General features: G+C 71.1%; 19 protein-coding genes. 9 read left to right on the plus strand and 10 right to left on the minus strand.

Going from position 1 to position 21,473, the window contains the following annotated elements; translation table 11 throughout:
• Positions 1–98: 98 nt before the first annotated feature.
• The 3 genes from gluQRS to AC6JA9_RS07200 form a co-directional block, all read right to left on the minus strand.
• A complete protein-coding gene (gene gluQRS, locus AC6JA9_RS07190; protein ID WP_497959324.1) occupies positions 99–1,046 on the minus strand; it encodes a tRNA glutamyl-Q(34) synthetase GluQRS in 948 nt (315 codons plus the stop codon).
• A 250-nt stretch (positions 1,047–1,296) separates the two neighbouring features.
• Positions 1,297–2,508 carry a PEGA domain-containing protein gene (locus tag AC6JA9_RS07195; RefSeq protein ID WP_408887960.1) on the minus strand — a complete coding sequence of 404 codons (1,212 nt, stop codon included), beginning with the start codon at positions 2,506–2,508 and terminating at the stop codon, positions 1,297–1,299.
• 163 nt (positions 2,509–2,671) lie between these two features.
• Positions 2,672–3,487 (minus strand): hypothetical protein, encoded by an 816-nt coding sequence (locus tag AC6JA9_RS07200; protein WP_497959325.1) that lies wholly within the window; start codon positions 3,485–3,487, stop codon positions 2,672–2,674.
• A gap of 438 nt (positions 3,488–3,925) precedes the next feature.
• Between AC6JA9_RS07200 and AC6JA9_RS07205 the strand changes: the two genes are divergently transcribed.
• Complete coding sequence (locus AC6JA9_RS07205) at positions 3,926–4,780, plus strand: metallophosphoesterase family protein (protein WP_473566303.1); 855 nt, start codon at positions 3,926–3,928, stop codon at positions 4,778–4,780.
• Between the two features lie 33 nt (positions 4,781–4,813).
• Entirely contained in the window at positions 4,814–6,424 is a 1,611-nt protein-coding gene (locus AC6JA9_RS07210) for an adenylate/guanylate cyclase domain-containing protein (protein ID WP_408887957.1), read from the plus strand.
• On the opposite strand, the gene AC6JA9_RS07215 is transcribed toward AC6JA9_RS07210, so the two are convergent.
• Together AC6JA9_RS07215 and rlmN are read right to left on the minus strand one after the other, a co-directional pair.
• A complete protein-coding gene (locus AC6JA9_RS07215) occupies positions 6,414–6,797 on the minus strand; it encodes a hypothetical protein (protein WP_046711388.1) in 384 nt (127 codons plus the stop codon). The two genes, AC6JA9_RS07210 and AC6JA9_RS07215, sit on opposite strands and share 11 nt — an antisense overlap.
• A 188-nt stretch (positions 6,798–6,985) precedes the next feature.
• Positions 6,986–8,065 (minus strand): dual-specificity RNA methyltransferase RlmN, encoded by a 1,080-nt coding sequence (rlmN, locus tag AC6JA9_RS07220; protein WP_223746478.1) that lies wholly within the window; start codon positions 8,063–8,065, stop codon positions 6,986–6,988.
• A 167-nt stretch (positions 8,066–8,232) separates the two neighbouring features.
• Here rlmN and AC6JA9_RS07225 point away from each other — a divergent pair, with 167 nt between their 5' ends.
• From AC6JA9_RS07225 to AC6JA9_RS07235, 3 genes are all read left to right on the plus strand, one after another.
• Complete coding sequence (locus AC6JA9_RS07225) at positions 8,233–9,723, plus strand: glutamate-cysteine ligase family protein (RefSeq protein ID WP_408887956.1); 1,491 nt, start codon at positions 8,233–8,235, stop codon at positions 9,721–9,723.
• Positions 9,724–9,833: 110 nt separating this feature from the next.
• Positions 9,834–11,261: a hypothetical protein gene (locus AC6JA9_RS07230; RefSeq protein WP_223784798.1), complete on the plus strand. Its 1,428-nt coding sequence runs from the start codon at positions 9,834–9,836 to the stop codon at positions 11,259–11,261.
• A gap of 205 nt (positions 11,262–11,466) precedes the next feature.
• Positions 11,467–12,213 carry a TolB family protein gene (locus tag AC6JA9_RS07235; RefSeq protein WP_223746320.1) on the plus strand — a complete coding sequence of 249 codons (747 nt, stop codon included), beginning with the start codon at positions 11,467–11,469 and terminating at the stop codon, positions 12,211–12,213.
• A gap of 58 nt (positions 12,214–12,271) precedes the next feature.
• Here the strand turns inward: AC6JA9_RS07235 and AC6JA9_RS07240 are convergent, their stop codons facing one another.
• The 3 genes from AC6JA9_RS07240 to hemG all read right to left on the minus strand — a co-directional run bounded on the left by AC6JA9_RS07240 (position 12,272) and on the right by hemG (position 15,742).
• Positions 12,272–13,051 carry a LytR/AlgR family response regulator transcription factor gene (locus AC6JA9_RS07240; protein WP_223746321.1) on the minus strand — a complete coding sequence of 260 codons (780 nt, stop codon included), beginning with the start codon at positions 13,049–13,051 and terminating at the stop codon, positions 12,272–12,274.
• Complete coding sequence (locus tag AC6JA9_RS07245) at positions 13,048–14,103, minus strand: sensor histidine kinase (RefSeq protein ID WP_141324242.1); 1,056 nt, start codon at positions 14,101–14,103, stop codon at positions 13,048–13,050. The genes AC6JA9_RS07240 and AC6JA9_RS07245 overlap by 4 nt, the downstream gene beginning before the upstream one ends.
• A gap of 253 nt (positions 14,104–14,356) precedes the next feature.
• Positions 14,357–15,742 (minus strand): protoporphyrinogen oxidase, encoded by a 1,386-nt coding sequence (hemG, locus tag AC6JA9_RS07250; RefSeq protein ID WP_497959326.1) that lies wholly within the window; start codon positions 15,740–15,742, stop codon positions 14,357–14,359.
• A gap of 96 nt (positions 15,743–15,838) precedes the next feature.
• Here hemG and AC6JA9_RS07255 point away from each other — a divergent pair, with 96 nt between their 5' ends.
• The gene (locus AC6JA9_RS07255) at positions 15,839–16,537 is read left to right on the plus strand and encodes an SDR family oxidoreductase (protein ID WP_228556728.1); all 699 of its coding nucleotides are present in this window, start codon (positions 15,839–15,841) and stop codon (positions 16,535–16,537) included.
• A gap of 17 nt (positions 16,538–16,554) precedes the next feature.
• On the opposite strand, the gene pdxH is transcribed toward AC6JA9_RS07255, so the two are convergent.
• A complete protein-coding gene (gene pdxH, locus AC6JA9_RS07260) occupies positions 16,555–17,139 on the minus strand; it encodes a pyridoxamine 5'-phosphate oxidase (protein WP_267697780.1) in 585 nt (194 codons plus the stop codon).
• Positions 17,140–17,216: 77 nt separating this feature from the next.
• On the opposite strand from pdxH, the gene glgA reads away from it, so the two are divergent.
• From glgA to AC6JA9_RS07275, 3 genes are read left to right on the plus strand one after another with little or no spacing between them, the layout of a single operon-like run.
• Entirely contained in the window at positions 17,217–18,650 is a 1,434-nt protein-coding gene (gene glgA, locus AC6JA9_RS07265; RefSeq protein WP_483577139.1) for a glycogen synthase GlgA, read from the plus strand.
• 35 nt (positions 18,651–18,685) lie between these two features.
• A complete protein-coding gene (locus AC6JA9_RS07270; protein ID WP_046711397.1) occupies positions 18,686–19,603 on the plus strand; it encodes a serine/threonine protein kinase in 918 nt (305 codons plus the stop codon).
• Complete coding sequence (locus AC6JA9_RS07275; protein WP_223746326.1) at positions 19,603–20,079, plus strand: LEA/WHy family protein; 477 nt, start codon at positions 19,603–19,605, stop codon at positions 20,077–20,079. The genes AC6JA9_RS07270 and AC6JA9_RS07275 overlap by 1 nt, the downstream gene beginning before the upstream one ends.
• 3 nt (positions 20,080–20,082) lie before the next feature.
• On the opposite strand, the gene AC6JA9_RS07280 is transcribed toward AC6JA9_RS07275, so the two are convergent.
• Positions 20,083–21,426 (minus strand): hemolysin family protein, encoded by a 1,344-nt coding sequence (locus AC6JA9_RS07280; protein WP_223746327.1) that lies wholly within the window; start codon positions 21,424–21,426, stop codon positions 20,083–20,085.
• Positions 21,427–21,473 lie beyond the last annotated feature (47 nt).

The following is a 21,473-nucleotide window of genomic DNA, read 5'->3' on the forward strand; positions in this document are numbered from 1 at the left end:
GGGCTGCTCGGGTTCCGCGGCAAACATGGGCATCGTCGGGCCGCGGACGATTCCACGGCTCCAGGACGCCTCCTCGGTGAGAGGGAGACGGCGGGGGCTCACCGCAGGTCGAGTGCCTTGAGGAGCACGGCTTCCTTCGCCACCACGGGCGAGCGGGGGAGGGCTTCGATGGAGAAGGCGCGCAGCAGCTCGTCGAGAGTCCTGGGAGTCCCGTCCCCGAGCCCGCTCCACGCGGCGAGCAGGCCCAGCACGTGCTCGGGTGCGACGCCGCGCTCGCGCAGCTCAGCGAGGGCGAAAGCACCCTCGCGCTTGGCGAGGCGCTTGCCGTCCTCGCCATGCACGAGTGGGACGTGGAGGAAGTCGGGCGCTCGTTTCGCCAGGGCGTCGTAGAGCTGGAGCTGGCGGGGCGTGGAGGAGAGCAGGTCGTCGCCGCGCAGCACGTGGGTGATGTCGGAGGCCGCGTCATCGACGACGACGGCGAGCTGGTAGCTGGCGACGCCGTCGTTGCGGCGCACGACGAAGTCACCGACCACGGCGTCGACGTCCTGGGTGTAGGGGCCCATCAGGGCGTCGATGAAGTGGACCTCTCCGGGACGGGCGCGGAAGCGGATGGCGGGGGCGCGAGTCCTGGCGCGCTCGGCGATTTGCGCGGAGGTGAGGTGGGCGCAGGTGCCGGGGTAGCGGGGGCCTTCCTCGGAGAGGCCGTGGGGTGCGCTGACGGCGCGGGCAATCTCCGCGCGGGTGCAGAAGCACGGGTAGACGAGGTCCTGTTGCTCCAGGGTGGCCAGGGCCTCGCGGTAGAGGTCGTCGCGCTGGCTCTGGACGAGGGGTGTTTCGTCCCAGTCGAGGCCGAGCCAGCGCAGGTCCTGCATCAGGTCGTCGACGTACTGGGGCTTGCAGCGAGCGCGGTCGAGGTCCTCGATGCGCAAGAGGAAGCGCCCGTTGGCCGAGCGAGCCTGGAGCCAGCCGAGCAGGGCGCTGCGGATGTTGCCAAGGTGCATCCGGCCCGTGGGGCTGGGCGCGAAGCGTCCGCGGAAGGTGCTCATGGGCGGCACTGGCGGTTCATGAAGCGCACAGGGTCCAGGGGGTGTTGCGCGAAGCCGTCACGAGAAGTGCCCATCGGTAACGCGAGATGAGGCGAGCGTCGAGCGATGCTCCGGTGCGGTCGGCTCAATCGGTGGGGCGCGAAGCTGTCACGAGAGGCGCCCATCGGTGGCGAGAGATGAGGTGAGCGTCGAGCGATGCTTCGGTGTGGTTGGCACAGGCGGTGAGGCGCGAAGCCGTCATGAGAGACGCTCATGGACGGACGAGCGGCTTGCGGATGGCATCCGCGGGCTTGCGGACGGGGGCGACGGGCTTCGCCGCATCCGCGACAGGCACGGCATAGACCGTCTGCGAGACGTGTGCGTTGCGCGAGGCGCCGGGGGTCGGTGAGAGCGGAACGGACTCGGCGAGTCCCGCCTCCACGCCGCGCGAGGCGAGCTGTGCCGCGATCTCGCGCAGCGGGTCACCCGCGTCGAGCAACTCCAGGTCCATGGCGATGCGCGGCAGCCTGCGTGGCGAGGTGTCGCCGGGCGCGAGGACGAACGCGTCGAGGGCGAGGCCCGAGCCCAGGCGGGACAGGGTGCCGAGCACGACGAAGTCAGCGCCGAGGTCGCGACCGAGCTTCGACGCGGCCTTGAGCGCGGACGCATCGAGTTGATTGTTGGAGAGCGACATCGCCAGCGACGCGGCGGGGCCATCCCCTGGAGGCATGAGGAGCACCGGCACCTCGCGCTCGGCCACGGCCTCGGCCACGCCCGCGACGACCTCGCCCGAGGGGAGCGTGGCGCGCCACAGGTGCGCGCCCGGAGGCACATGCAGCACCCGGACGGGCGTGGTGCCGACGGCGGTGCCGTCGAGCGTGACTTCGACGCCGGGGGGAACGGACTCGAAGCGGAGCGTGGCGCGAGGCTGCGCGGCGTGGGTGGTGCGGACGCGCTCGACGGTGTGCGCGAAGAGCGGGGACGTGGCGGCCAGGGGGAGGGGACGCCCAGGCGCGATGGAGAGCGCGTGCGTGAGGGCCTGGGTGGCCTCGTCATCACGGCCGACGGCGTAGCGCACGGCGGCACGCAGGGCGTAGGTGTCCGCGAGCTCCGCTCCGTCCGTGAGATGAACGGCGTTGTCCGCGTAGAACTCGAGCGCGCGGCCGAGCGCGGCGTCTGCCCGGGAGAAGCGACGGGCTGCACGCGCGGTGGTCGCCTCCTGCACGGCGGCACGCGCGGCGGCGAGCGCGTCGACCGTGGTCTCGGCGGGCGGGGTCGCGGGAGGGTCGACGAGCGCCAGCCCTGCGGTGCCATGGACCTCGGAGGCGAGCCGCGCGGCGAGCCGTGGGCCAGCGCGCGCGGGGACATCACCGGAGATGGCCTGGAAGGGCAGCACGGCCACCTTCTTCCGAGCCACGCGCGGCTGCGCGGCGAGGGAAGAGGCGCCCAGGACGAGGCAGAGCAGGAGCGCGAATTGCTTCATGGTCGGCAGTGACTCCGACCGTGTTCCTAGCACGGAGCGGCGTCCCGTGCCGCCGGCCCCTCCTGCCCCACAGTGCGTCGTGGGAACCGATTGCTTACTCGACGCGGAGCTGGGAGTCCCTCGGTGAACGGTTGCCACGGGACAGCATCCAGGATGAGGCACATCATGGAATCGAGGGCTGGGACCTCACGGGCAGAGGCAATGGTCGAGGCTTCAGTCCATGGCGCTGCTTGAACGCGAGCCACTCCAGGGAGAAGGCACGGGATGCCTCCTGTACCCTCTCGTCGAAGGACTTGTTGAAGTCGGGGGCGGGGCGAGGAGGAGATGGCGCTTCACCGAGACGCTCTCGCAACAGCGTGAGTCCCTCCAGGGCCGCGTGGGAAACCCACTCCCTCTGGTTCAATGTCTCGATGACGTTTGCCGTTACTCGGTCGACGTCGGCGCTGGCGTAGCCGCGAAGCAGGGTGAGCATCCTCATGAACCCGTCATCGAGAGAGGGGCGCTCGACCAGGGACTTCGCCAGCGCGTCTCGCTGTGCCCAGGTCAGTTGCCTCATGGCGGAGACGCGAGGGCTGTCGGCGTCATCGCGCTCATGGAGGGAGGGCGCCAGTCCATGCATGGCATCCCAGCGCGTCACCGGATGGGCTGCGGCGAGGACCTGCCAGTCTCGATGAATGGCCCCGTAGTCGGGAGTCTTCCCCACGATGCGCGCTTGAATCCACCGGTCCTGGGCCTCCCGGGCGGCGGCGACGACGCGCCGGTAGTCCTCCGTCTCCGAGTCGTTCGCCGGGCGGCGGACTCCGAAGGCGAGCGCCACGGTCCACCAGTGACCGTGCTCCTCTTCGAGGAGGGCGATGACAGTCTCCCCAACCTCGTAGTCAGGCGTCGCCGGACAGGCGAAGCGGTTGAAGTGGACCTCGATGCGCGCATCTGGGGGTGCCGAGCCCTTCCAGGTCTCACGAACCCTCAGGGTTGCCACGAACGTGTCCTCCCAGCTCCGGTCATGGGTGGACGTGGAGGGAGACGGAGTCACGCGCTCGACCTCGGCCAGGACGATGAGTCGCGCGGACCAGGTCACATTCCAGAGCGTCTGAGGCGCTCCGCCATGGGCGTGGGCCCCCGTGGGGAGGAGACACGACGCGGCGAGCAGCAGGAGCACCCACCCGTGGCGTGTACGCGTCGTCGAAGGGGCGGGTGCTTCATGGACCGGAGCGGTGACGGGCTCGTACATGGGCGAGCATGAAGTCTCCATTGCACTGGGGGACGCGAGCGCATGGCCTCCTCACGACTCCATCACCGTTTCAGCACGGGGCCGCCGGTGAACGGCCACTTCAGGAGGCGTCGATGGTGCTTCCCCCCATTCGCCATCCGGAGAGAATGTCCGCACCCGGCCGCCCGTTCCCGGGCGGGAGTCTCGATGCGCTTCATCCACTGTTCCGACGTCCACATCACCGACGACTACTTCGCGCTGCCCCTGCACAAGCTCGGCTGGCGCCGCTGGGTCGCCCTGGCCGAGCTCACCGTCGGAGGCCGCGCGAAGCGCTACGCCCGCGCCCCCCACTCCCTCTCCGCCATCGCCCGCGAAGTCGACCGCCACGCCGCGGACCACTTCATCCTCTCCGGTGACCTCACCGCGTACGCGCTCGACAGCGAGTTCAAGGGCGCGCGCCAGGCCCTCGGCCCCCTCGCCGACGACCCGAGCCGCTGCACCATCATCCCCGGCAACCACGACGTCTACACCCCCGGCAGCCACCAGAAGGGCCGCTTCGCCAGCCACTTCGGCCACCTGCTCCACAGCGACCTTCCCGAACACCGCCGCGAGGGCGCCTTCCCCTTCGTGCGCCTCGTGGGCTCCGAGGCCGCCGTCGTGGGCCTCCTGTCCGCCCGCGTCCCCGCTTCGCCCGGCCTCTCCTTCGGCGTCATCGGCGACGCCCAGCTCGACGGCCTCTCGGCCCTGCTGAAGGACCCCCGGTTGGACGGCCGCGCCGTCCTCGTCGTCGTCCACCACGCCCCCCTCACCCGCAGGGGACGCGCCGACCGCTGGCACCACGGCCTGCGCGACGCCCAGGCCTTGCTGCGGCTGCTCCCAGGCCCCCGCCACGCCGTCCTCCACGGTCACATCCACCAGCGCTACCACCACCCCGCCACCAACGAGCGCCCCCACATCTTCGGCGCCGGCTCCTCCACCGAGGCCGGCCACGAGGGCTACTGGCTCATCGAGGTGGCCCACGGTCAGGTCGTGGGCGGCCAGCCCCACACGCCGCCCCTGTGACAACGCCGCGTCCTCGGCGGTAGAACCCGCCTCATGACGCATCCGCTGGCCACGGACCTGAGCCTCGAGGAATACAAGACGCTGCGCGCGCTCCACCGCGCGGTGGATGACCTCCTCGAGGAGAGCCTCCGCGCGCGTGAGAACCTCACGCAGACCTTCCGCCGCTGCTTCCCGCCCATCCTCGCGCTCACCGGCGCCCGCGCCGTGGCGCTGACCACGCGCGACGAGGACCTGCGCACCCGCACCTGGCAGGAGGGCGACTGGGGCGGAGACTTCCCCGGCCCGCTGCTCGACGGCGCCCCCGGACCCCAGCGAATCGGAGACGCGACGCTCGTCACCCAGCCGCTCGACGTCGCCGGAGACCCCGTGGGCTCCTTCGGTCTGCTCTTCTCCGGAGACCACACGTCACCGGAGGCCTCCGCCCGCGCCCTGCGCCTGCTCGACACCATCGCCGAGCAGCTCGACACCGTGCTGTGCCTGGTCCACACCGCGTCGGAGAAGCACCAGCTCATCATCCAGTGCAACGCGCACCTGGCCAACCCCGTGTTCGAGGTGGGCATGGACCAGGCGGTGCTCACGCTGGCCCAGCGCGTGCGCGTGCCCTCCTTCCTCCTGCTCTACCGCGACGCCGTGCGCCCCCAGGTGCTCCACTACCGCCTGTACCGCAACGGCCACCTGGAGTTCGAGAGCGGCGAGCAGCCCAGCCAGGACGTGGAGCGCGCCCTGCGCCAGCACGGCCACCGCCTGCTGTCCGAGGAGGTCTCCGCCCTGCGCCAGCTGCTCCCTGGCCGCACCACCGAGGCGGTGCTCATCTCCGGCTCGGCCTCCAGCGAGCCGTTGGGCAAGATCGCGGTCGCCTGCGACGAGGGCTTCTCCGCGTACACGATGGACCTCTTGCGCGTGCTGGCCTCCACGCTCAGCCAGCGCCTGCTCGACTACAACCGCGAGCGCATCCACCTGTCGCAGTTCTTCCCCACCAGCATCATCGACGCGCTCCTGCAGGACCCCAACTACGCGCAGCACCTGCGCGCGCAGGACCAGGAGGTGGGAATCCTCTTCGCGGACATCAACGGCTTCACGCGCATCTGCGAGCACGGCTTCGACAGCCCGCGCAACATCGGCCGCTTCGTGGACGAGTGGAGCGCGCGCGCCGTGGACTGCATCTGGGAGCACGGCGGCGTGTTCGACAAGATGGTCGGCGACTGCGTCATCGGCCTGTTCGGCCCGCCCTTCTTCAAGTCCAGCCGCAGGGAGCGCGCCGAGGCCGCCGTTCGGGCCGCGTGCGACATCCAGGCGCTCACCGCGAGGCTCGGAGCCCGCGAGGAAGTGGCCGCGCTGTGCGAGCGCGTGAAGCTCCCCGGTCTGGGCGTGGCCGTGGGCGTCAACCTGGCCCACGTCAACTGCGGCCTCTTCGGCCCCAACCGTCAGTACACCGCCTTCTCCAGCGGCATGAACCAAGCGGCGCGCCTGCAGTCACTGGCGGGCTTCCGCGAGACGCTCGTCATGGCGAGCGCCCGGGACGTGCTGGTGGACTCCACCGAGCCCTTCATCCAGGGCCTGCGCTTCGGCGCGCTCACCGAGACGCCGGTGAAGAACGTGGCGCAGCCCCTGCGCCATCACCGACTGGACAGCCTCACGCCGTGAGGTGCGAGGCCGCGTAGCGCCGGGAGAAGTGGATCCACCGGCGCTCGTCCACCTCCACCTGCCACTCGGAGTTGGGCGTGAGCGGCAGCCGCTCCTTGAGGAAGCTCTCCAGCTGGTCCGCCGCCTTCACGGGCGTGAGCCCCGGCGCGCGGAAGGCGATGTGCAGCAGCACCTCCAGCCCCGCGGAGACCTCCACGCACGCGCTGATGCGCAGCGGGCCCACCCGGCGCTGGTAGAGCGTGTTCTGACCCGGCCATACGGCAGGGTCCGTCTCCCGGCGCGCGGCCGAGAGCCAGTTGGACGGCTGGAGGATGAAGTCGAGCAAGTCGCTGCTCGCTTCTTCCGTCGTCGAATGCTCCTGGATGGAAAGCATCGCCCACCTCCCCGGGGAAGCCGATGGAAAGAATGTGCCCACGGCCATGGAGCGTGCAAGAGCCCCCCCGCGGAAACCTCGCGGGTGTCCTCCAGCGACACAAGATGAGGGTGTGGGTCCGGAGCTCGGCACAAGGCCTCCGGCGGCGCGACGTTAACGGGCGCGGCTGACATGCGCGCGCGAGCGCGTCACGGGCTGGTGGGAAGTGAACGGCGCGAGCGTCGCTCCACGGCGGACTTGAGCTGACCACAGCCCGCGTCGATGTCGATGCCCCGGCGTTGACGCACGGTGCTGGGGACACCGTGCGACATCAGCACGTCCTGGAAGGTGCGCACCGACTCGGGGCGGCTCGGCCCGCCGTCGTAGCCCACCGTGGGGTTGAGGGGGATGACGTTGACGTGCGCGTCCATGTCACCCAACAGCGCGCCCAGCGTGTGGGCGTGCTCCACCGTGTCGTTGCGGCCCTCGATGAGCGTCCACTCGAAGAAGATGCGGCGCTTGCGTCGGGCGATGTAGTAGCGGCACGCGTCCATCAGCTCCGCCAGCGGCCAGCGTCGTCCCGCGGGCACCAGCGCCGCGCGCTCCGCGTCCGTCGCGCCGTGCAGGCTCACCGCCAGTTGCACCGGTCGGTCCTCGTCCGCGAGTCGACGGATGCCCGGCACCACGCCCACCGTGCTCAGCGTGATGAAGCGCGGCGCCAGGGCCAGGCCCAGCGGGTCCACCAGGACATCCACCGCGGCCAGGGTGTTGTCGTAGTTGTGCAACGGCTCGCCCATGCCCATGAGCACGACGTTGCGCAGCGTCTCGCCCGACTCGCGGAGGATGCGCTGCACGTGGAGGATCTGCCCCACGATTTCGCCGGGCGTCAGGTGACGCGACAGGCCCATCTGCCCCGTGGCGCAGAAGACACAGCCCATGGCGCACCCTGCCTGAGTGCTGATGCACACCGTCGCGCGGCCCTTGAAGCGCATGAGGACGGTCTCAATCGTCTGTCCGTCCTCCAGCTTCATGAGCAGCTTGTGGGTGTGGCCGTCGGAGCTGAACGCCTCGTGGTGCGTGGTGAGCTGTCCCAGCCGCGCGCGCTCGCGCAGGGCCTCGCGCAGGTCCGCGCGCAGCCCCTCCACCTCGTCCAGCGCCCGGGCCTGTTGTCGGTACAGGCCGGACCAGAGCACGTCGCGGTGGTGGGGCCGGTAGCCCCAGTCGGACAGCAGCGCGCCGAGCGCGGGCCGCGTCAGGTCGTAGAGGTTGGTGGGCGTGTCGGACGGCATGGCCAGGACGCCAGATAACACACCCGGGCCCCTCGTCACCCGGGTGCCCCGGGGTGGAAGACGGGCGTGCCTCCGGAGCGGACGGCCCGAGGCAGTCCCGGCGGCCGGGCCGGCGAGCCCCTGGCGAGTGCTGCCGGTGCGGGCGACCGTGCACAGGTTGTCCGCGCATGGGGCTCTCCATCCAGCAGGAGCAGTTCGGTCCGGAGGACTTCGAGCGCTTCTCGCGCAGGCTCGACGAGAGCCTGGAGGCGCTGCGCGTCGTCCTCGCCAGGCCCGGCTTCGGCGAAGGACCGACGACGATTGGCGCGGAGCTGGAGTTGTTCCTCGTGGACGACCGGGGCTTCCCGCTGCCGATGAACCAGCAGGTGCTCGCGCGCACGAAGGACCCGCGCGTGACGCTGGAGATGAACCGCTTCAACCTGGAGGTCAACCTGCGCCCGGGGCCGCTGGCGGGGCGGCCCTTCACCGCGCTCCGGGCGGAGCTGGAGGACGCGCTCGCGGAGGTGCGGCGCGCGGCGGCGGCCGAGGGCGCGCGGGTGGCGGTGATTGGAATCCTGCCCACGCTGCGCGAGGCGGACCTGGGCAAGGGCGCGCTGACGGCCCAGCCTCGCTACCGCGCGCTGAACAACGCCATCCGCCAGCGCCGAGGCAAGCCCATCGAGGTCGCCATCCGGGGCGACGAGGAGGCGCTGACGCTCGCCTGGGACGACACGACGCTCGAGGGCGCGAACACGTCCCTCCAGTTCCACCTGCGCGTGACGCCCGCCGACTTCGCGCGCCTGTACAACGCCGCGCAGCTGGCCACCGCGCCCGCCTTGGCCATCAGCGCCAACTCGCCGCTGTTCCTGGGGCGCAAGCTCTGGGACGAGACACGCGTGGCGCTGTTCCGTCAGTCCGTGGATGACCGGGGCGAGCCGGGCGAGGGCGGCTTCCAGCCCCACGGGCGCGTGACGTTCGGCCACGGCTGGGTGCGCGAGGGCGCCTACGAGCTGTTCGCCGAGTCGGTCGCGCTGCACGCGCCGCTGTTGCCCGTGGTGGGGCACGAGTCCCCGCTGGAGCACGCGGCCTCGGGCCGTCCGCCGGGGCTGGAGGAGCTGCGGCTGCACCAGGGCACCGTGTGGTCCTGGAACCGGGCCGTCTATGACCCGAAGGACGCGGGGCACCTGCGCATCGAGCTGCGCGCGCTGCCCGCGGGGCCCTCCGTGGTGGACATGGTGGCCAACGGCGCGTTCCTCCTGGGCCTGACGCTGGGGCTCGCCGAGCGCATCGACGCGCTGCTGCCCGCGCTGCCCTTCGCGCACGCCGCGGGCAACTTCATCCGCGCCTCGCGCAAGGGGCTGGACGCGGAGCTGCTGTGGCCGGGTGAGTCCGCGCCGAGCCCCCGCGTGGTGCCCGTGGTGGACCTGGTGCGCAGGCTCATCCCCGTGGCGCACCGCGGGCTGGTGTCCGCGGGCGTGGAGGCACAGGAGGCGGACCGGATGATGGAGGTCATCTCCCGCCGGGTGGACACGCGCAGGACGGGGGCGCGCTGGCAGCGGCAGGTGCTCACGCGGTTGGAGGCGGGCATGCCCCGCAGGGACGCCCTGGCGGCGATGCTGGAGCGCTACCTGGAGCTGACGGCCTCGGGGGCGCCCGTGCACGACTGGCCGGTGGAGTAGGCGCGGGCGGGCGGCCTCGGGAGGACCCCCTCCGTTGCGAGCCGGGCGCGGCTGGGGCGAATATCCGGGCGCCCGCCACGTCAGCGGCAGAGGTCCTGCTCTTCGCGCCCATGTTCCGACTCCTTCCTCCGCTGTTGCTGCTCGCTCTTTTGGGAAGTGCCTGCTCCACCCTGCGAGGTCGCGCCGACGAGCTGGCGCGCAACGGCCAGTTCGTCGAGGCCGCCAGCCTCTATGACGACCTCGTCGCCAAGGACCCGCATGACAAATCCCTGGTCATCGAGCGCGATGGCCTGCGCGGCAAGGCGCTCAGCCAGCTGCTCGGCAACGCGCGGCGCTTCCGGTTGGACGGCATCGACGAGAAGGCCGAGGACGACCTGCTGCGCTTCCTCGACCGGCGCGTGCAGTGGAACGCGAAGCTCAGCGGTGGCCTGGAGAGCTCGCTCCTGGAGGAGATGGAGGGCACGCACCGGCACCTGCGCGCCGTCATCGTCGCGCCCGCGAGCCAGGGCCACGCGCTGACGGCGGAGGAGGCGCTCATCCGCAAGCGCCCGCTGCTCGCGCACAAGGAGATGGTCGGCATCCAGCGCGAGATGGAGTCCTCCGTGCTCCAGAGCGGCAAGGACACCTGCGGGCGCCTCAAGGCCGTGACGTCCGACACCGGCGCGCACTGGCGCGAGGTGGTGTCGCGCTACTGCCGCCACTGGCGCGAGCCCGCCCCCGAGCCCGCTCCGGCCCCCGAGCTCACCGGCGTGCCCACGTGGGAGGGCCAGGTGTCGGGCCTCGACTCCGCGCGCATGGCGCTCCTGCGCTCGCGGCTCGCGCGCGCCTACGAGCTGTCGCCCTGGTACTCGCCCGCCGCGAAGCCCCAGCCGGAGCTCTTGCTCGCCGGCCGCTTCGACACGCGCCGCGGCAGCGAGAACGTGGCCATGACGGCGCCGTACACGGAGCGGGTCCCCTACACCGACCACGAGGAGCGCAAGGAGACCATCGAGGAGCCGTTCGAGGCGGACGAGACGTACACCGACAAGGACGGCAAGACGCAGACGCGCAAGGTGACCAAGGTGCGCACGTACACGCGCAACTTCACCGTGCCCGTCACGCGCTACAGGGATGTGGCGCGCACCTTCGAGTACCACGCCCTGCGCCTGTCGGTGGAGCACCAGCTCACGCTGTCCTCCTCGGGGGTGCTGGACGCGCGTCGGGCCCCGCTGGCGACGGTGCTCCAGGACCACCTGTCCGAGTCCTCGCTGGAGCACGACGTCCACTTCGAGCCCGGTGAGATTCGCCCGCGCCGCGCCAGCTTCACCTCGCCCGAGGGCTGGCTGGAGCAGCGCGTGGAGCTGATGGCCCGCCGCTTCGCCGAGTCCCTCTCCGTCCACTGGCGCGAGTCCTACTGCGACGTGCCCATGCGCACATTGGACGAGGCTTCCCGCTGTGCACGCGCCGGCACCACGCTTCCCACCCCTGCCCACCAGCTCCTCTCGGAAGTGCTGGGCGACGACGCGGCGCGCATCCCGGCGCTGTTCGTCAACCGCTGACGCGGTGCGAGAGGCGCGTTGGGTACTCGGCGGGTCAATTGAGACTGGGTGGATTGTTCCAGCAGTCTGACGTGAAATACCCGTGAGTGCGGGTCAGACTCCTTTGTCAGTATTCGTACTCGGCAGCGGAAATTTTCACACAGAGGACCGTATGCATCCGAATGAAGTCCGAAGCATCGCTCGTCGCGGGACACTCGTGATGTGGATGGCTTCTTCTCTGGCGCTGACCGCTTGCGGTGGCGCGGACATGGAGGCCGCATCCTCCGGCGGTGACGCCACCGTGGCGGAGCAGTCGCAGAGCGCCGTCGCGGACCGACGCATCATCGTCTACCTCACGCCGAGCCAGCAGCTGTACGGCGTGAAGGACGGCAAGTCGACGCTCATCGCCGAGCGCGCGAGCGCCCCGTCGGTGTCGCCGGACGGCAGCCAGGTGGTGTTCTCGAAGCTGCCCTCCTCGTGGAACGTGGGCCAGCCGGTGACCAGCGCGGAGCTCCACCTCTACAAGGCGAGCAACGGCAAGACGGAGCGGCTGACGACGGGCCATGACGACCAGAGCGCGTCGTGGACGCCGGACGGCAAGAGCATCCTGTTCCAGTCGAAGCTGCGCTCGGGGCTCGCGTCCTTCTGGCGCGTGAAGGCCAACGGGAAGAACCTGATGCAGGTGACGAACCGGAGCACGTCGCTCGCCACGGACCCCGCCTACGTGCCGGCTCCGGTGAGCAACACCCCCGTGCAGTGGGGGCCCAACCAGCGCCGCATCATCGTCTACCTCGCGCCGCAGACGACGACCACCACCGAGGTGCGGGTGATGAAGCTCGACGCCCAGGACAACGTCGCGTCGGCCTACAGCCTGGGACAGGGCACCTCGCCCGCGTGGACCGAGGACGGCAACGTGCGCTTCCAGCGCGAGGAGAACGGCCAGCTCGTCGATGTCGAGGTGAGCGTGCAGTAGTCGCAGGTGAGGTGCGGCGCGAGCTGGGCGCGCCGCGACACGCGAGGGGGACCTGCGGTCAGCCCTCGTCCTCGGCGCCCTTGCGCAGACCCAGCATCCTTCGCAGCTCGCGCGCGGACTGGCGGCTGACCTCCACCGCGTGGCCCCGGGACGTGCGCGCCAGGTAGCCCCCCGTCTCCAGGGGCTCCAGCCTGGCGACGTGGCGCAGGTTGAGCAGCGCCCGGCGGTGGACCCGTTGGAACAGGTCCTGGGGCAGCTTCTCCGCCAGCTCGTTGAGCGTGAAGTCGGTGAGGAACTCGCCCTGCGCGGTGAACACCGTCACCAGCTCGTCATCCAGCGCCGCGTGGGAGATGGTCTCCGGGTCCACCAGGACGATGCCCTGCCGCGTGGGGATGGGCAGCCGCGCCAGCGCCCGGGCCTGCTGCGGCGGCTTCTCCGTGGGGGCGCCGTCCCCGCGGGCGCGGGGCTCCGCGCCGATTCTCGCGCGCACGCGCTCCAGGGCCTTCTGCAGCCGCGCGGGCTCCACGGGCTTCAAGACGTAGTCCACGGCGCCGTGCTCGAAGGCGTCCACGGCGTGCTCGGCGTGCGCGGTGCAGAGCACCACGCGAGGGCCGTCTTCCGGCAGCAGCGCGAGCGCGTCCAGGCCGCTGAGGCCGGGCATGTGGATGTCCAGCAGCACCACGTCCACGCCGCCCGCGCGCACCGCGGCGAGCACCGCCTCCCCGTCCGCCGCCTCGCCGCACACCTGCACGTCGGGCAGCGCGCCCAACAGTCGCGACAGGCGCTTGCGGGCGAGCAGCTCGTCGTCGGCGATGAGGACACGCAGGGGAGGGCTCACGTGATGACTCCTGGCAGGGGGCCCGAGCGGGGCAGGGTGACGGTGACACGGGTGCGCTCCGCGTCACTGGTGAGCGACAGGCGCGCCTGTTCGCCATAGGCCAGCGCGAGCCTGCGCTCCACGGTGGGTAGGCCCGCGCTGCCCTCGCGCGGCCCCCGGGAGGCGCCGGGGTTCTCGATGGCCACCGCCACCTGGCCGTCGCGCACCTGCACCTCCAGCGACAGCCGGCCCCGGTGGCCCGCGGCGGGGCCGTGCTTCACCGCGTTCTCCGCGAGCGGCAGCAGCACCAGCGGCGGCACGGGCACGTCCTCGGCGCCGGGGCGGATGTCCACCGCGAGCTGGAACAGCTCCGGGTCCCTGAGCAGGTGGAGGTCGAAGAGGGTGCGCATCAGCGCCAGCTCCTCGGAGAGGGGCCAGGTCGCCTTGCGCACGCCGGCGAGCACCGAGCGAAGCATGGTGGACAGCCTGAGCACCGCGGCCTCCGCCACCGCGCCGTCCTCGCGGCACCACTCGGCGATGGCGTTGAGCGTGTTGAAGAGGAAGTGCGGGTCCAGGTGGCTGCGCAGCGCGAGCAGCTGCGCCTGCTCCGCCTCCAGCGCGAAGCGGGCCGCGCGGGCGCGCTCCTTGGCCAGGGACTCCTCGAAGCCGATGTCCCGCCCCAGCCCCCAGCCGCCGACGAGGAACAGCGCGTTGCACACCATGAGGTTGGTGCGCTGGGTGAGGAACGTGGGCCCCATGTCCAGGAGCTTGGGCAGCACGATGCCCATCATCAGCACCACGCCGCTGCCCAGCGTGCCGTACATCAGCACGCGCACGCCGCCGTGGCTCAAATCCAGCCCGCTGGGGAAGAGGACCCGGTAGGTGACGGGGGCCACGCCCACGAAGACCAGGCACATGAGCACGCCCAGGTGCGGGGCGAGCGGCTCGCGGCTGAAGCTCACCTGCGCGGCGACGAGCGGGGCGCAGACGAGGAGGATGGGCACCAGCCTGCGGGGCTCCGCGAGGGCCCGCAGGGTGGCGCGGACGATGGACCCTTCGGGCTTCTCCGACATGCGCCCGGCGGAGCCTACACCGTCGGAGGCGTCACTGCTCGGGGGCCTTGTCCACGTCGAGCTCGAGCGCGTCGACGAGGATGCTTCCGGCGAGGACGACGGGGAACAGGACGATGGCGGCGGCGACGAGGAGGGTGGGGGGCATGGGGGTCTCCGGAGGCTGCGCAGCATGCATGCCCAGTCTGACGTGCCCCTCGTGCCCCACTGACCCGGTGGCGCCGGACGGTCGCCGCCCGGGGCCGAGCCGTCGCTTTCAGGCCCCCGCGTCCACCAGCGCGTCCGCGAGCGAAAGCCCGTTGCGGATGCAGTCGTTGAGGCCCACGCCCTTGTAGGCGTTCCCCGCCAGGTGCAGCCCGGGCAGGCGCGTGAGCGCCCGGTCCACGCCGTCCATCCGCTCCAGGTGACCCACGTTGTACTGGGGGATGCCCCGCTTCCAGCGGAAGACCTCGGTGAGCGTCGGCGTGGCGGTGACGCCCGCGAGCGCCCGCAGCTCCTCGCGCGCCAGCGCCACCAGCGCGGCCTCGTCCAGCGCCACCAGGTCCGGCCGCGTCGCGCCGCCCACCATGCACGTGTACAGCACCCGGCCCGCCTCCACGCGGAAGGGGAACACGGTGGACGCGTGGATGGCGCCGAGCAGGCGGCGCTTCTCCATCGGCGGCACCAGGAAGCCGAAGCCGTCCGGCGCGGGCGTCGTCCCCGCGTCGAAGCCCAGGTGCACCACGGCGATGGGCGCGTAGTCGATGCCGCCCACGCGAGAAGCCAGCTCCGCGTCCAGCAGCTCCAGGAGGCCCCGCGTCACGTATGCGGGCGCGGCCAGCACCACGTGGGACGCCTTCAGCTCCGAGCGCTGTCCCCGCTCGCTCACCGCGAGCCGCCAGCCGTCGTCTCCCCGCGTCAGGCCCTCCACCGTGGCACCGGTGTGCGCCGCGTCCCCGAGCGCCGTGCCCAGGGCGTCGATGAGCGTGCCGAGTCCGCCCTCGAAGGTGCTCAGCGCGCCGCTCAGCTTCGGCGCGGTGCTGCCCGCGGGCAGGGCCTTCTGCGCCTTCGCCTGGGCCTTCTGGGCGTGGATGGCGCCGAGCAGGAGGCTTCTGTGCTCGCGCTCCAGCTTCACGAGCTGCGGGAACGTGGCGCCCACGCTCAGCTTCTCCACGTCGCCCGCGAAGATGCCCGTCTGCACCGCGTCCAGCAGCACCCGCGTCGCCGTGGGCCCCAGATGCCGGCGCCCGAAGTCCGCCAGGGATTCGTCCACACCAGCCGCCGCGCGGCCGCTGAACAGCTCCCCCATCACCCGCAGCTTCGCGCCGAAGGGGAGGATGTCCGACTTCAGGAACGCCGGCGGCGATGCGGGCACCGAGCGCAGCTTCCCCCGCGTGTAGACATACCGCCGCTTCGCCGCCCCATCCGCCGCGCGAATCCTGTGTTCCAGATTGAGCGCGGATGCCAGTTCTCTCATGGCGGGCTCGCGGTCCAGGAAGCTGTTGGGGCCCGTCTCCAGGAGGAAGCCCTGCTGCGCGCGCGTGCCCACCGCGCCACCGAGCCGGGGGGTTGTCTCCAGGAGAACGGCATCCCTACCGCGGGAGCGCAATCGCCAGGCGACGACCAGACCTGAAATCCCACCTCCTACGACGGCGACAGTCATGGGTTGTCTCTCCTGAATCAAATTTTCCGGTGACCAGCGTGCACTCACTCGCGTCATTCGTCCGTGTTTTGCCAAGGACATCCATTCGGCGCGTTAATGAAGAGCATGCGCTACGTCATCACCGGAGCGAGCAGGGGCATTGGGTATGAGTTCGTCCAACAGCTCCTCGAGCGCGGCGACATCGTCGACGCCGGGGTGCGCACCGAGGAGGGGAGGCGGCGGCTGGAGCCGCTGAAACACGACTGTGCGGGGCGCTTGAGAGTCCATGCGCTGGACGTGGCCGACGAGGCGAGTGTCAGGGATTTCGCCGACGAGGTGCTGCTGGAGCCGGTGGATGTCCTCATCAACAACGCGGGCGTGCCAGGGTTGTGGTGCGCGCTGACGGACGTGGACTACGCGGACGTGGTGCGCACCTTCGCCGTCAACGCGCTGGGGCCGCTGCGTGTCACCAGCGCGCTGCTCCCGGGGCTCCTGCGGGGCCGCTCGCGCAAGGTGGCCTACGTCACCTCGCGCATGGGCTCGCTGTCGTCCAACAGCGACGGCGGCGCCTATGCCTATCGGATGTCCAAGGTCGCGTTGAACATGGGCGTGCGCAACCTGTCCAATGACTTGCGTGCCCAGGGCATCGTCCCCGTGCTCTTGCACCCCGGTTGGGTGAAGACGGACATGGGCGGGCCGGACGCGCCCTTGCCGCCACGCGACTCGGTGCGAGGGATGCTCAACGTCATCGATGAGCTGCGCGCGGAGCACAGTGGTCGCTTCTTCGACTACCAGGGCGCGGAGGTGCCCTGGTAGCACGAGGGGCCGCGTCGCTACGGGTAGAGCATCTGTGTGCGCCACGCGTCGCCGTCGCGCAGGTAGACGTGCCGGTCATGCAGCCGGCTGGGCTGGGCGTGCCAGAACTCGATGCGGTCGGGCACCACGCGGAAGCCGGACCAGTGCGGCGGGCGCGGCACGTCTCCTCCCGCGTAGCGCTTCTCCACGTCCTCCACGCGCGACTCCAATTCATCGCGCGAGCCCAGCCGCTGGCTCTGGAGGCTGGCCCACGCGCCCACCTGGCTGCCGCGCGCGCGGCTCCTGAAGTACTGGTCCGCCTCCTCGGGGGACACCACCTCCACGCGGCCCTCCACGCGGACCTGCTCGTCCAGGGGCTGCCAGTAGAAGCACAGCGCGGCGAAGGGGTGGGTGAGCAGCTCCTGGCCCTTGCGGCTCTCGTGGTTGGTGAAGAACACGAAGCCGCGCGCATCGAAGTCCTTGAGAAGGACGACGCGCGCGCTGGGGCGGCCGTCGGCGCCGACGCTGGCCACCACCACCGCGTTGGGGTCCACGGGGATGGCCTTCTTGGCGCGCTCGAAGACGTCCGCGAAGCGCTGGATGGGGTCGGGAGGTATCAGCACGGGCGCACCATAAGGGACGCGGACAGTGGGCGCACGTTCACGGTTGACTCATCCGGCGCAACCGTCATGGTTGTCACATGAAGATTCTCTTCATCTCCTCGGAGGTGGCGCCCTTCTCGAAGACGGGGGGACTGGGGGACGTGGCCGGCGCGCTGCCCGCCGCGCTCGCCTCGCTGGGGCACGACGTCAAGGTCGTCACCCCGCGCTACCGTGACTTGCGCGACGCCGGACGACTCGCGCCCACCGGACAGTCGCTCCAACTGCGCTTCCCCTTCGGCGAGGTGGGCGGGCCCATCCTCTCCGCCCGCGTGGCGGAGGGGCTGGAGGTCCTCTTCCTGGAGAACGAGCACTTCTTCGGCGGCCGCCACGGGCTGTACGGCGACGCGGCGGGTGAGTTCGGCGACAACGCGCGGCGCTTCGCCTACCTGTCCGTGGGCGCGCTCCAGGCGGCCCAGCGCGTGGGCTTCCAGCCGGACATCATCCACGCGAACGACTGGCAGACGGGGCTGGTCCCGGTGGCGCTGCGGCGCGGCTTCCAGTCCACGTCGCTGTCGCGCGCCAGGAGCGTGTTCACCATCCACAACCTGGCCTACCAGGGGCAGTTCCAGAAGGACGCGATGGCGGACCTGGGGCTGCCGTGGGATTTGTTCACCTCGGAGGGCGGGCTGGAGTTCTACGACACCGTCAACCTGCTCAAGGGGGGCCTGGTGTTCTCCGACGCGCTCACCACCGTGTCGCCCACGTACGCGCGCGAAATCCAGACGCCCGAGCAGGGCTACGGCCTGGACGGGCTCTTGCGCCGCCGCGCCCACCGGCTGCACGGCATCCTCAACGGCGTGGACGTGCACGAGTGGAACCCCGTCACGGACCCCTACCTGCCGGCGCGCTTCGGCCCTCGGGAGATGGAGGGCAAGGCGGTGTGCAAGCGGGCGCTGCTCCAGCGCTTCGGCCTGCCGGAGGGGGACGCGCCCGTGTTCGCCATCGTCAGCCGGCTGGCGTGGCAGAAGGGCATGGACCTGCTCCTGGAGGCGCTGCCCACCGCGCTGCAGGCGGACATCCGCTTCGTGGGCGTGGGCAGCGGCGAGGGCCCCCTGGAGGAGGGCCTGCGCGCCCTGCAGGCCCGCTTCCCGCGCCAGGTGTCCGTGCACCTGGGCTTCGACCCGGCCCTGTCACATCTGGTGGAGGCCGGCGCGGACTTCTTCCTGATGCCCAGCCGCTACGAGCCGTGTGGGCTGAACCAGATGTATTCGCTGCGTTACGGGACCGTTCCCATCGTCCGGGCCACCGGGGGGCTGGTGGACACCGTGGAGGGGGGGCTGGACGGCAACGGCATCCTCTTCGAGGCCTTCCACAAGTCGGCGCTCCTGGCCGCCTTCCGCCGGGCCCAGGCCCTCTACGCGGACCCGCCCCGGCTCGCGGATTTCCGGCGGCGGGGCATGGAGAAGGACTTTTCCTGGGATGTCTCCGCCCGGCGATACGAGGCCCTGTATTCAGCCTTGATGGCTGAATAGTGGGTGCCTGCGGAAAATCGCAGTAGGCTTGTGTCGTGGCGGATGCTCCGGACCTGGGTGGCTACGAGGTAGTCGGCCGACTGGCCGTTGGCGGCATGGCGGAGGTGTACCAGGCGCGAGCCCGGTCCACGACGCAGCGCTCGCCCGGCGAGCCTGACGAAGTTGTCATCAAGCGGTTGCACCCGTCGTTCCGCAACGACACGGCCTACGTGAAGGCCTTCGTCGACGAGGCGAAGCTGACGGTGCGCCTGCGACACGCGCACATCGTCCGGACGTTCCGCCTGTTCAAGGCGGGGCCGGACTACCTCATGGTGCAGGAGCTCGTCAGTGGCCGGACGCTCGGCTACATGCAGGAGCTCTTGCTCAAGGCCGGCGCGGCGATGCCGCCCGAGGCCGCGTGCTACATCGCGTGGTGCCTGCTCAAGGCGCTCGACTACATCCACCGGGCGAAGGTGGGGGAGAACGGCGCCACCATCGTCCACCGCGACCTCAACCCGGCCAACGTGCTCTTGGGCATCAACGGCGACGTGAAGCTGACGGACTTCGGCGTGGCGGAGGTGGAGGGGATGATGCGCGGCGACGCGGGCGCGCTGCGCGGCACGCTGCCGTACATGAGCCCCGAGCAGGTGCTGGGGCAGGCGGTGGACGCGCGCACGGACTTGTTCGCGGTGGGCATCATCCTGTGGGAGCTGTTCGCCAGCCGGCGGCTGTACTCGGGCGACAACGAGGCGGACCTGATGCACAAGGTGCGCGACGCTCGGGTGCCGCTGCTCTCCTCGGTGACGTCGGACCTGCCGGACTACGCGGGGCTGGTGGTGCGCAAGGCGCTCTTCGCGGACCGGGCGCGGCGCTTCCAGTCGGCGGCGGAGTTCATCAAGGCGCTGGAGGCGCTGGCCCGCCGGGCGGGCTGGCCCCTCACGGTGGAGGCGCTCCAGCCCCTGTTGGGCGGCTGATGCGCGCGCGGCTCCTCGTCCTCGGGGCATGGGCGGCGCTCGTCGGCCCGGGCTGCCTGGGCGCGGTGCCCCTCAAGCCGCGCGCCTACGACGAGGCGGTGCGCGTCGAGTCGCTGGACGTGGACTTCCAGGCGGACGGCTCGGGCCTGCTCGATGTCGGGCTCCAGGTGAGGAACCCCGCGTCGGACCCGGCGACGCTCACCGCGGTGGACTTCGAGCTGTGGGTGGACGGACGGCGCGTGGCCACCGGCCAGCAGCACGTGGACGCGGCGCTGGCGCCCCAGGGCGAGGTGCCCCTGCGCGTGCTCTTCCCGCTGGCCGCCGAGCGCGTGGTGCCGGTGACGGGGGCGGTGCCGGTGCGGCTGCGCGGCGGGGTGGTGCTGCGCTTCGGCGGCACGGAGCGGCGGGCGTCCTTCCGGGCCCAGGGCTCGCGCAAGCTCACGCACGTGCCCCCGCTGGAGGGCATGGCGGAGTGACGCTCAGGACTTGGCCGCGGAGGCCTCGGAGCGAGGCTCCTTGGGGCGCGTGTCCTTGCCCGGCGTGGCGCTCTTGAGCCGGGACATGCGCACGCGGTCGATGCGAGCGCCTTCCTTGTTGGCCACGACGAACTGCCAGCCGTTGTAGGTGAAGCGCTCGCCCACGTCCGGCAGGTGGCCGGCGAGCGACGACAGGTAGCCGCCCAGCGTGTCGAAGTCGCCCTCGGGCAGCGGGAAGCCGAACGCCTGGGTGAAGCTGTCCACCTCCATGGCGGCGTCCACCATGAAGCTGCCGTCCGCCATCTTCTCGACCTGCTTCTCCTCCACCTCGAACTCGTCGCCGATGTCGCCGACGATTTCACGCAGGATGTCCTCCAGCGTGACCACGCCCATGAAGCCGCCGTACTCGTCCACGACGATGGCCATGTGGATCTTCCGCTTCTGCATGTCGCGCAGGAGGTCGCCGATGGGCTTCATCCACGGCACGAAGTGCGCGGGGCGGATGATGTCCTGCAGGACGATGAGCTCCGGGTGCTGCAGGAGCGGGATGATGTCGCGCGCGTGCAGCACGCCGATGATGTGGTCCACGTCGTCCCGGTACACGGGGATGCGCGAGTGGTTCTCCTCGGCGAGCAGCCGCAGCAGGTCCTCGGAGGAGATGGTGCTGTCGACGGTGACGACCTCGGTGCGCGGCACCATGACGTCGCGGCAGCGCTTGTCGGACAGCTCGAAGATGGAGCGGATGAGCTGGGGCGCGCTCTTGTCCACCTCGTTCTTCGCGGCCTGCGCGGCGAGCAGCTTCTCCAGCTCCTCGAGCGGCGGCGGCGGCGGCTCGAAGCGCAGCGTGCGGCCGAAGGTGCGCGCCATCAGGTTGAGCACGCCGAGCACCACGCGCATGGGCGGGTAGAGCACCGCCACCAGCAGCGACACCACGCCCGACAGCCGCAGCGCCCAGCGCTCCGGGTTCGCGTTGGCGAGGCCCCGCATGGTGACCTCCATGAGGCTGGCCAGCACGCCGACGAACAGCGCGCCCGCGGCCACGGTGGCGACGGGCAGCCACGCGGCCTCACCGTAGCGCGTCAAATCCAGCATGCGCGGCGGGACGAACGCGCCGATGGCGGCGGCGAGGAACCCGCTGAGCAGGGTGCCCAGGCGCAGCGCGGTGGCGGTGGCCTCGCGCTCGGTCTTGTGGCGCAGCACGCGTCGGCTCGACGCGCCCTTGTGGGACTCGGCCAGCTCCTGTGCACGCAGGTCCGACGTTCCGTAGAGCGCGGATTCGGCCGCGGCGACCAGCGACCTGACGAAGCACAGCGCCAGGCAGGCGACCCAGAGGGCCCAGGTAGGCATAGAGCACCGTTCTTATCCCGTGCTAAGGGTCCGTTCCACCCCGCCGG

This window comes from Myxococcus sp. MH1 (assembly GCF_059738865.1).

Bases quoted from the DNA above. Each gene is read 5' to 3' on its own strand.
- gluQRS (WP_497959324.1), bottom strand. From the start codon at position 1,046: ATGAGCACCTTCCGCGGACGCTTCGCGCCCAGCCCCACGGGCCGGATG.
- AC6JA9_RS07195 (WP_408887960.1), bottom strand. From the start codon at position 2,508: ATGAAGCAATTCGCGCTCCTGCTCTGCCTCGTCCTGGGCGCCTCTTCC.
- AC6JA9_RS07205 (WP_473566303.1), top strand. From the start codon at position 3,926: ATGCGCTTCATCCACTGTTCCGACGTCCACATCACCGACGACTACTTC.
- AC6JA9_RS07210 (WP_408887957.1), top strand. From the start codon at position 4,814: ATGACGCATCCGCTGGCCACGGACCTGAGCCTCGAGGAATACAAGACG.
- AC6JA9_RS07215 (WP_046711388.1), bottom strand. From the start codon at position 6,797: ATGCTTTCCATCCAGGAGCATTCGACGACGGAAGAAGCGAGCAGCGAC.
- rlmN (WP_223746478.1), bottom strand. From the start codon at position 8,065: ATGCCGTCCGACACGCCCACCAACCTCTACGACCTGACGCGGCCCGCG.
- AC6JA9_RS07225 (WP_408887956.1), top strand. From the start codon at position 8,233: ATGGGGCTCTCCATCCAGCAGGAGCAGTTCGGTCCGGAGGACTTCGAG.
- AC6JA9_RS07230 (WP_223784798.1), top strand. From the start codon at position 9,834: ATGTTCCGACTCCTTCCTCCGCTGTTGCTGCTCGCTCTTTTGGGAAGT.
- AC6JA9_RS07235 (WP_223746320.1), top strand. From the start codon at position 11,467: ATGGCTTCTTCTCTGGCGCTGACCGCTTGCGGTGGCGCGGACATGGAG.
- AC6JA9_RS07245 (WP_141324242.1), bottom strand. From the start codon at position 14,103: ATGTCGGAGAAGCCCGAAGGGTCCATCGTCCGCGCCACCCTGCGGGCC.
- hemG (WP_497959326.1), bottom strand. From the start codon at position 15,742: ATGACTGTCGCCGTCGTAGGAGGTGGGATTTCAGGTCTGGTCGTCGCC.
- AC6JA9_RS07255 (WP_228556728.1), top strand. From the start codon at position 15,839: ATGAAGAGCATGCGCTACGTCATCACCGGAGCGAGCAGGGGCATTGGG.
- glgA (WP_483577139.1), top strand. From the start codon at position 17,217: ATGAAGATTCTCTTCATCTCCTCGGAGGTGGCGCCCTTCTCGAAGACG.
- AC6JA9_RS07275 (WP_223746326.1), top strand. From the start codon at position 19,603: ATGCGCGCGCGGCTCCTCGTCCTCGGGGCATGGGCGGCGCTCGTCGGC.
- AC6JA9_RS07280 (WP_223746327.1), bottom strand. From the start codon at position 21,426: ATGCCTACCTGGGCCCTCTGGGTCGCCTGCCTGGCGCTGTGCTTCGTC.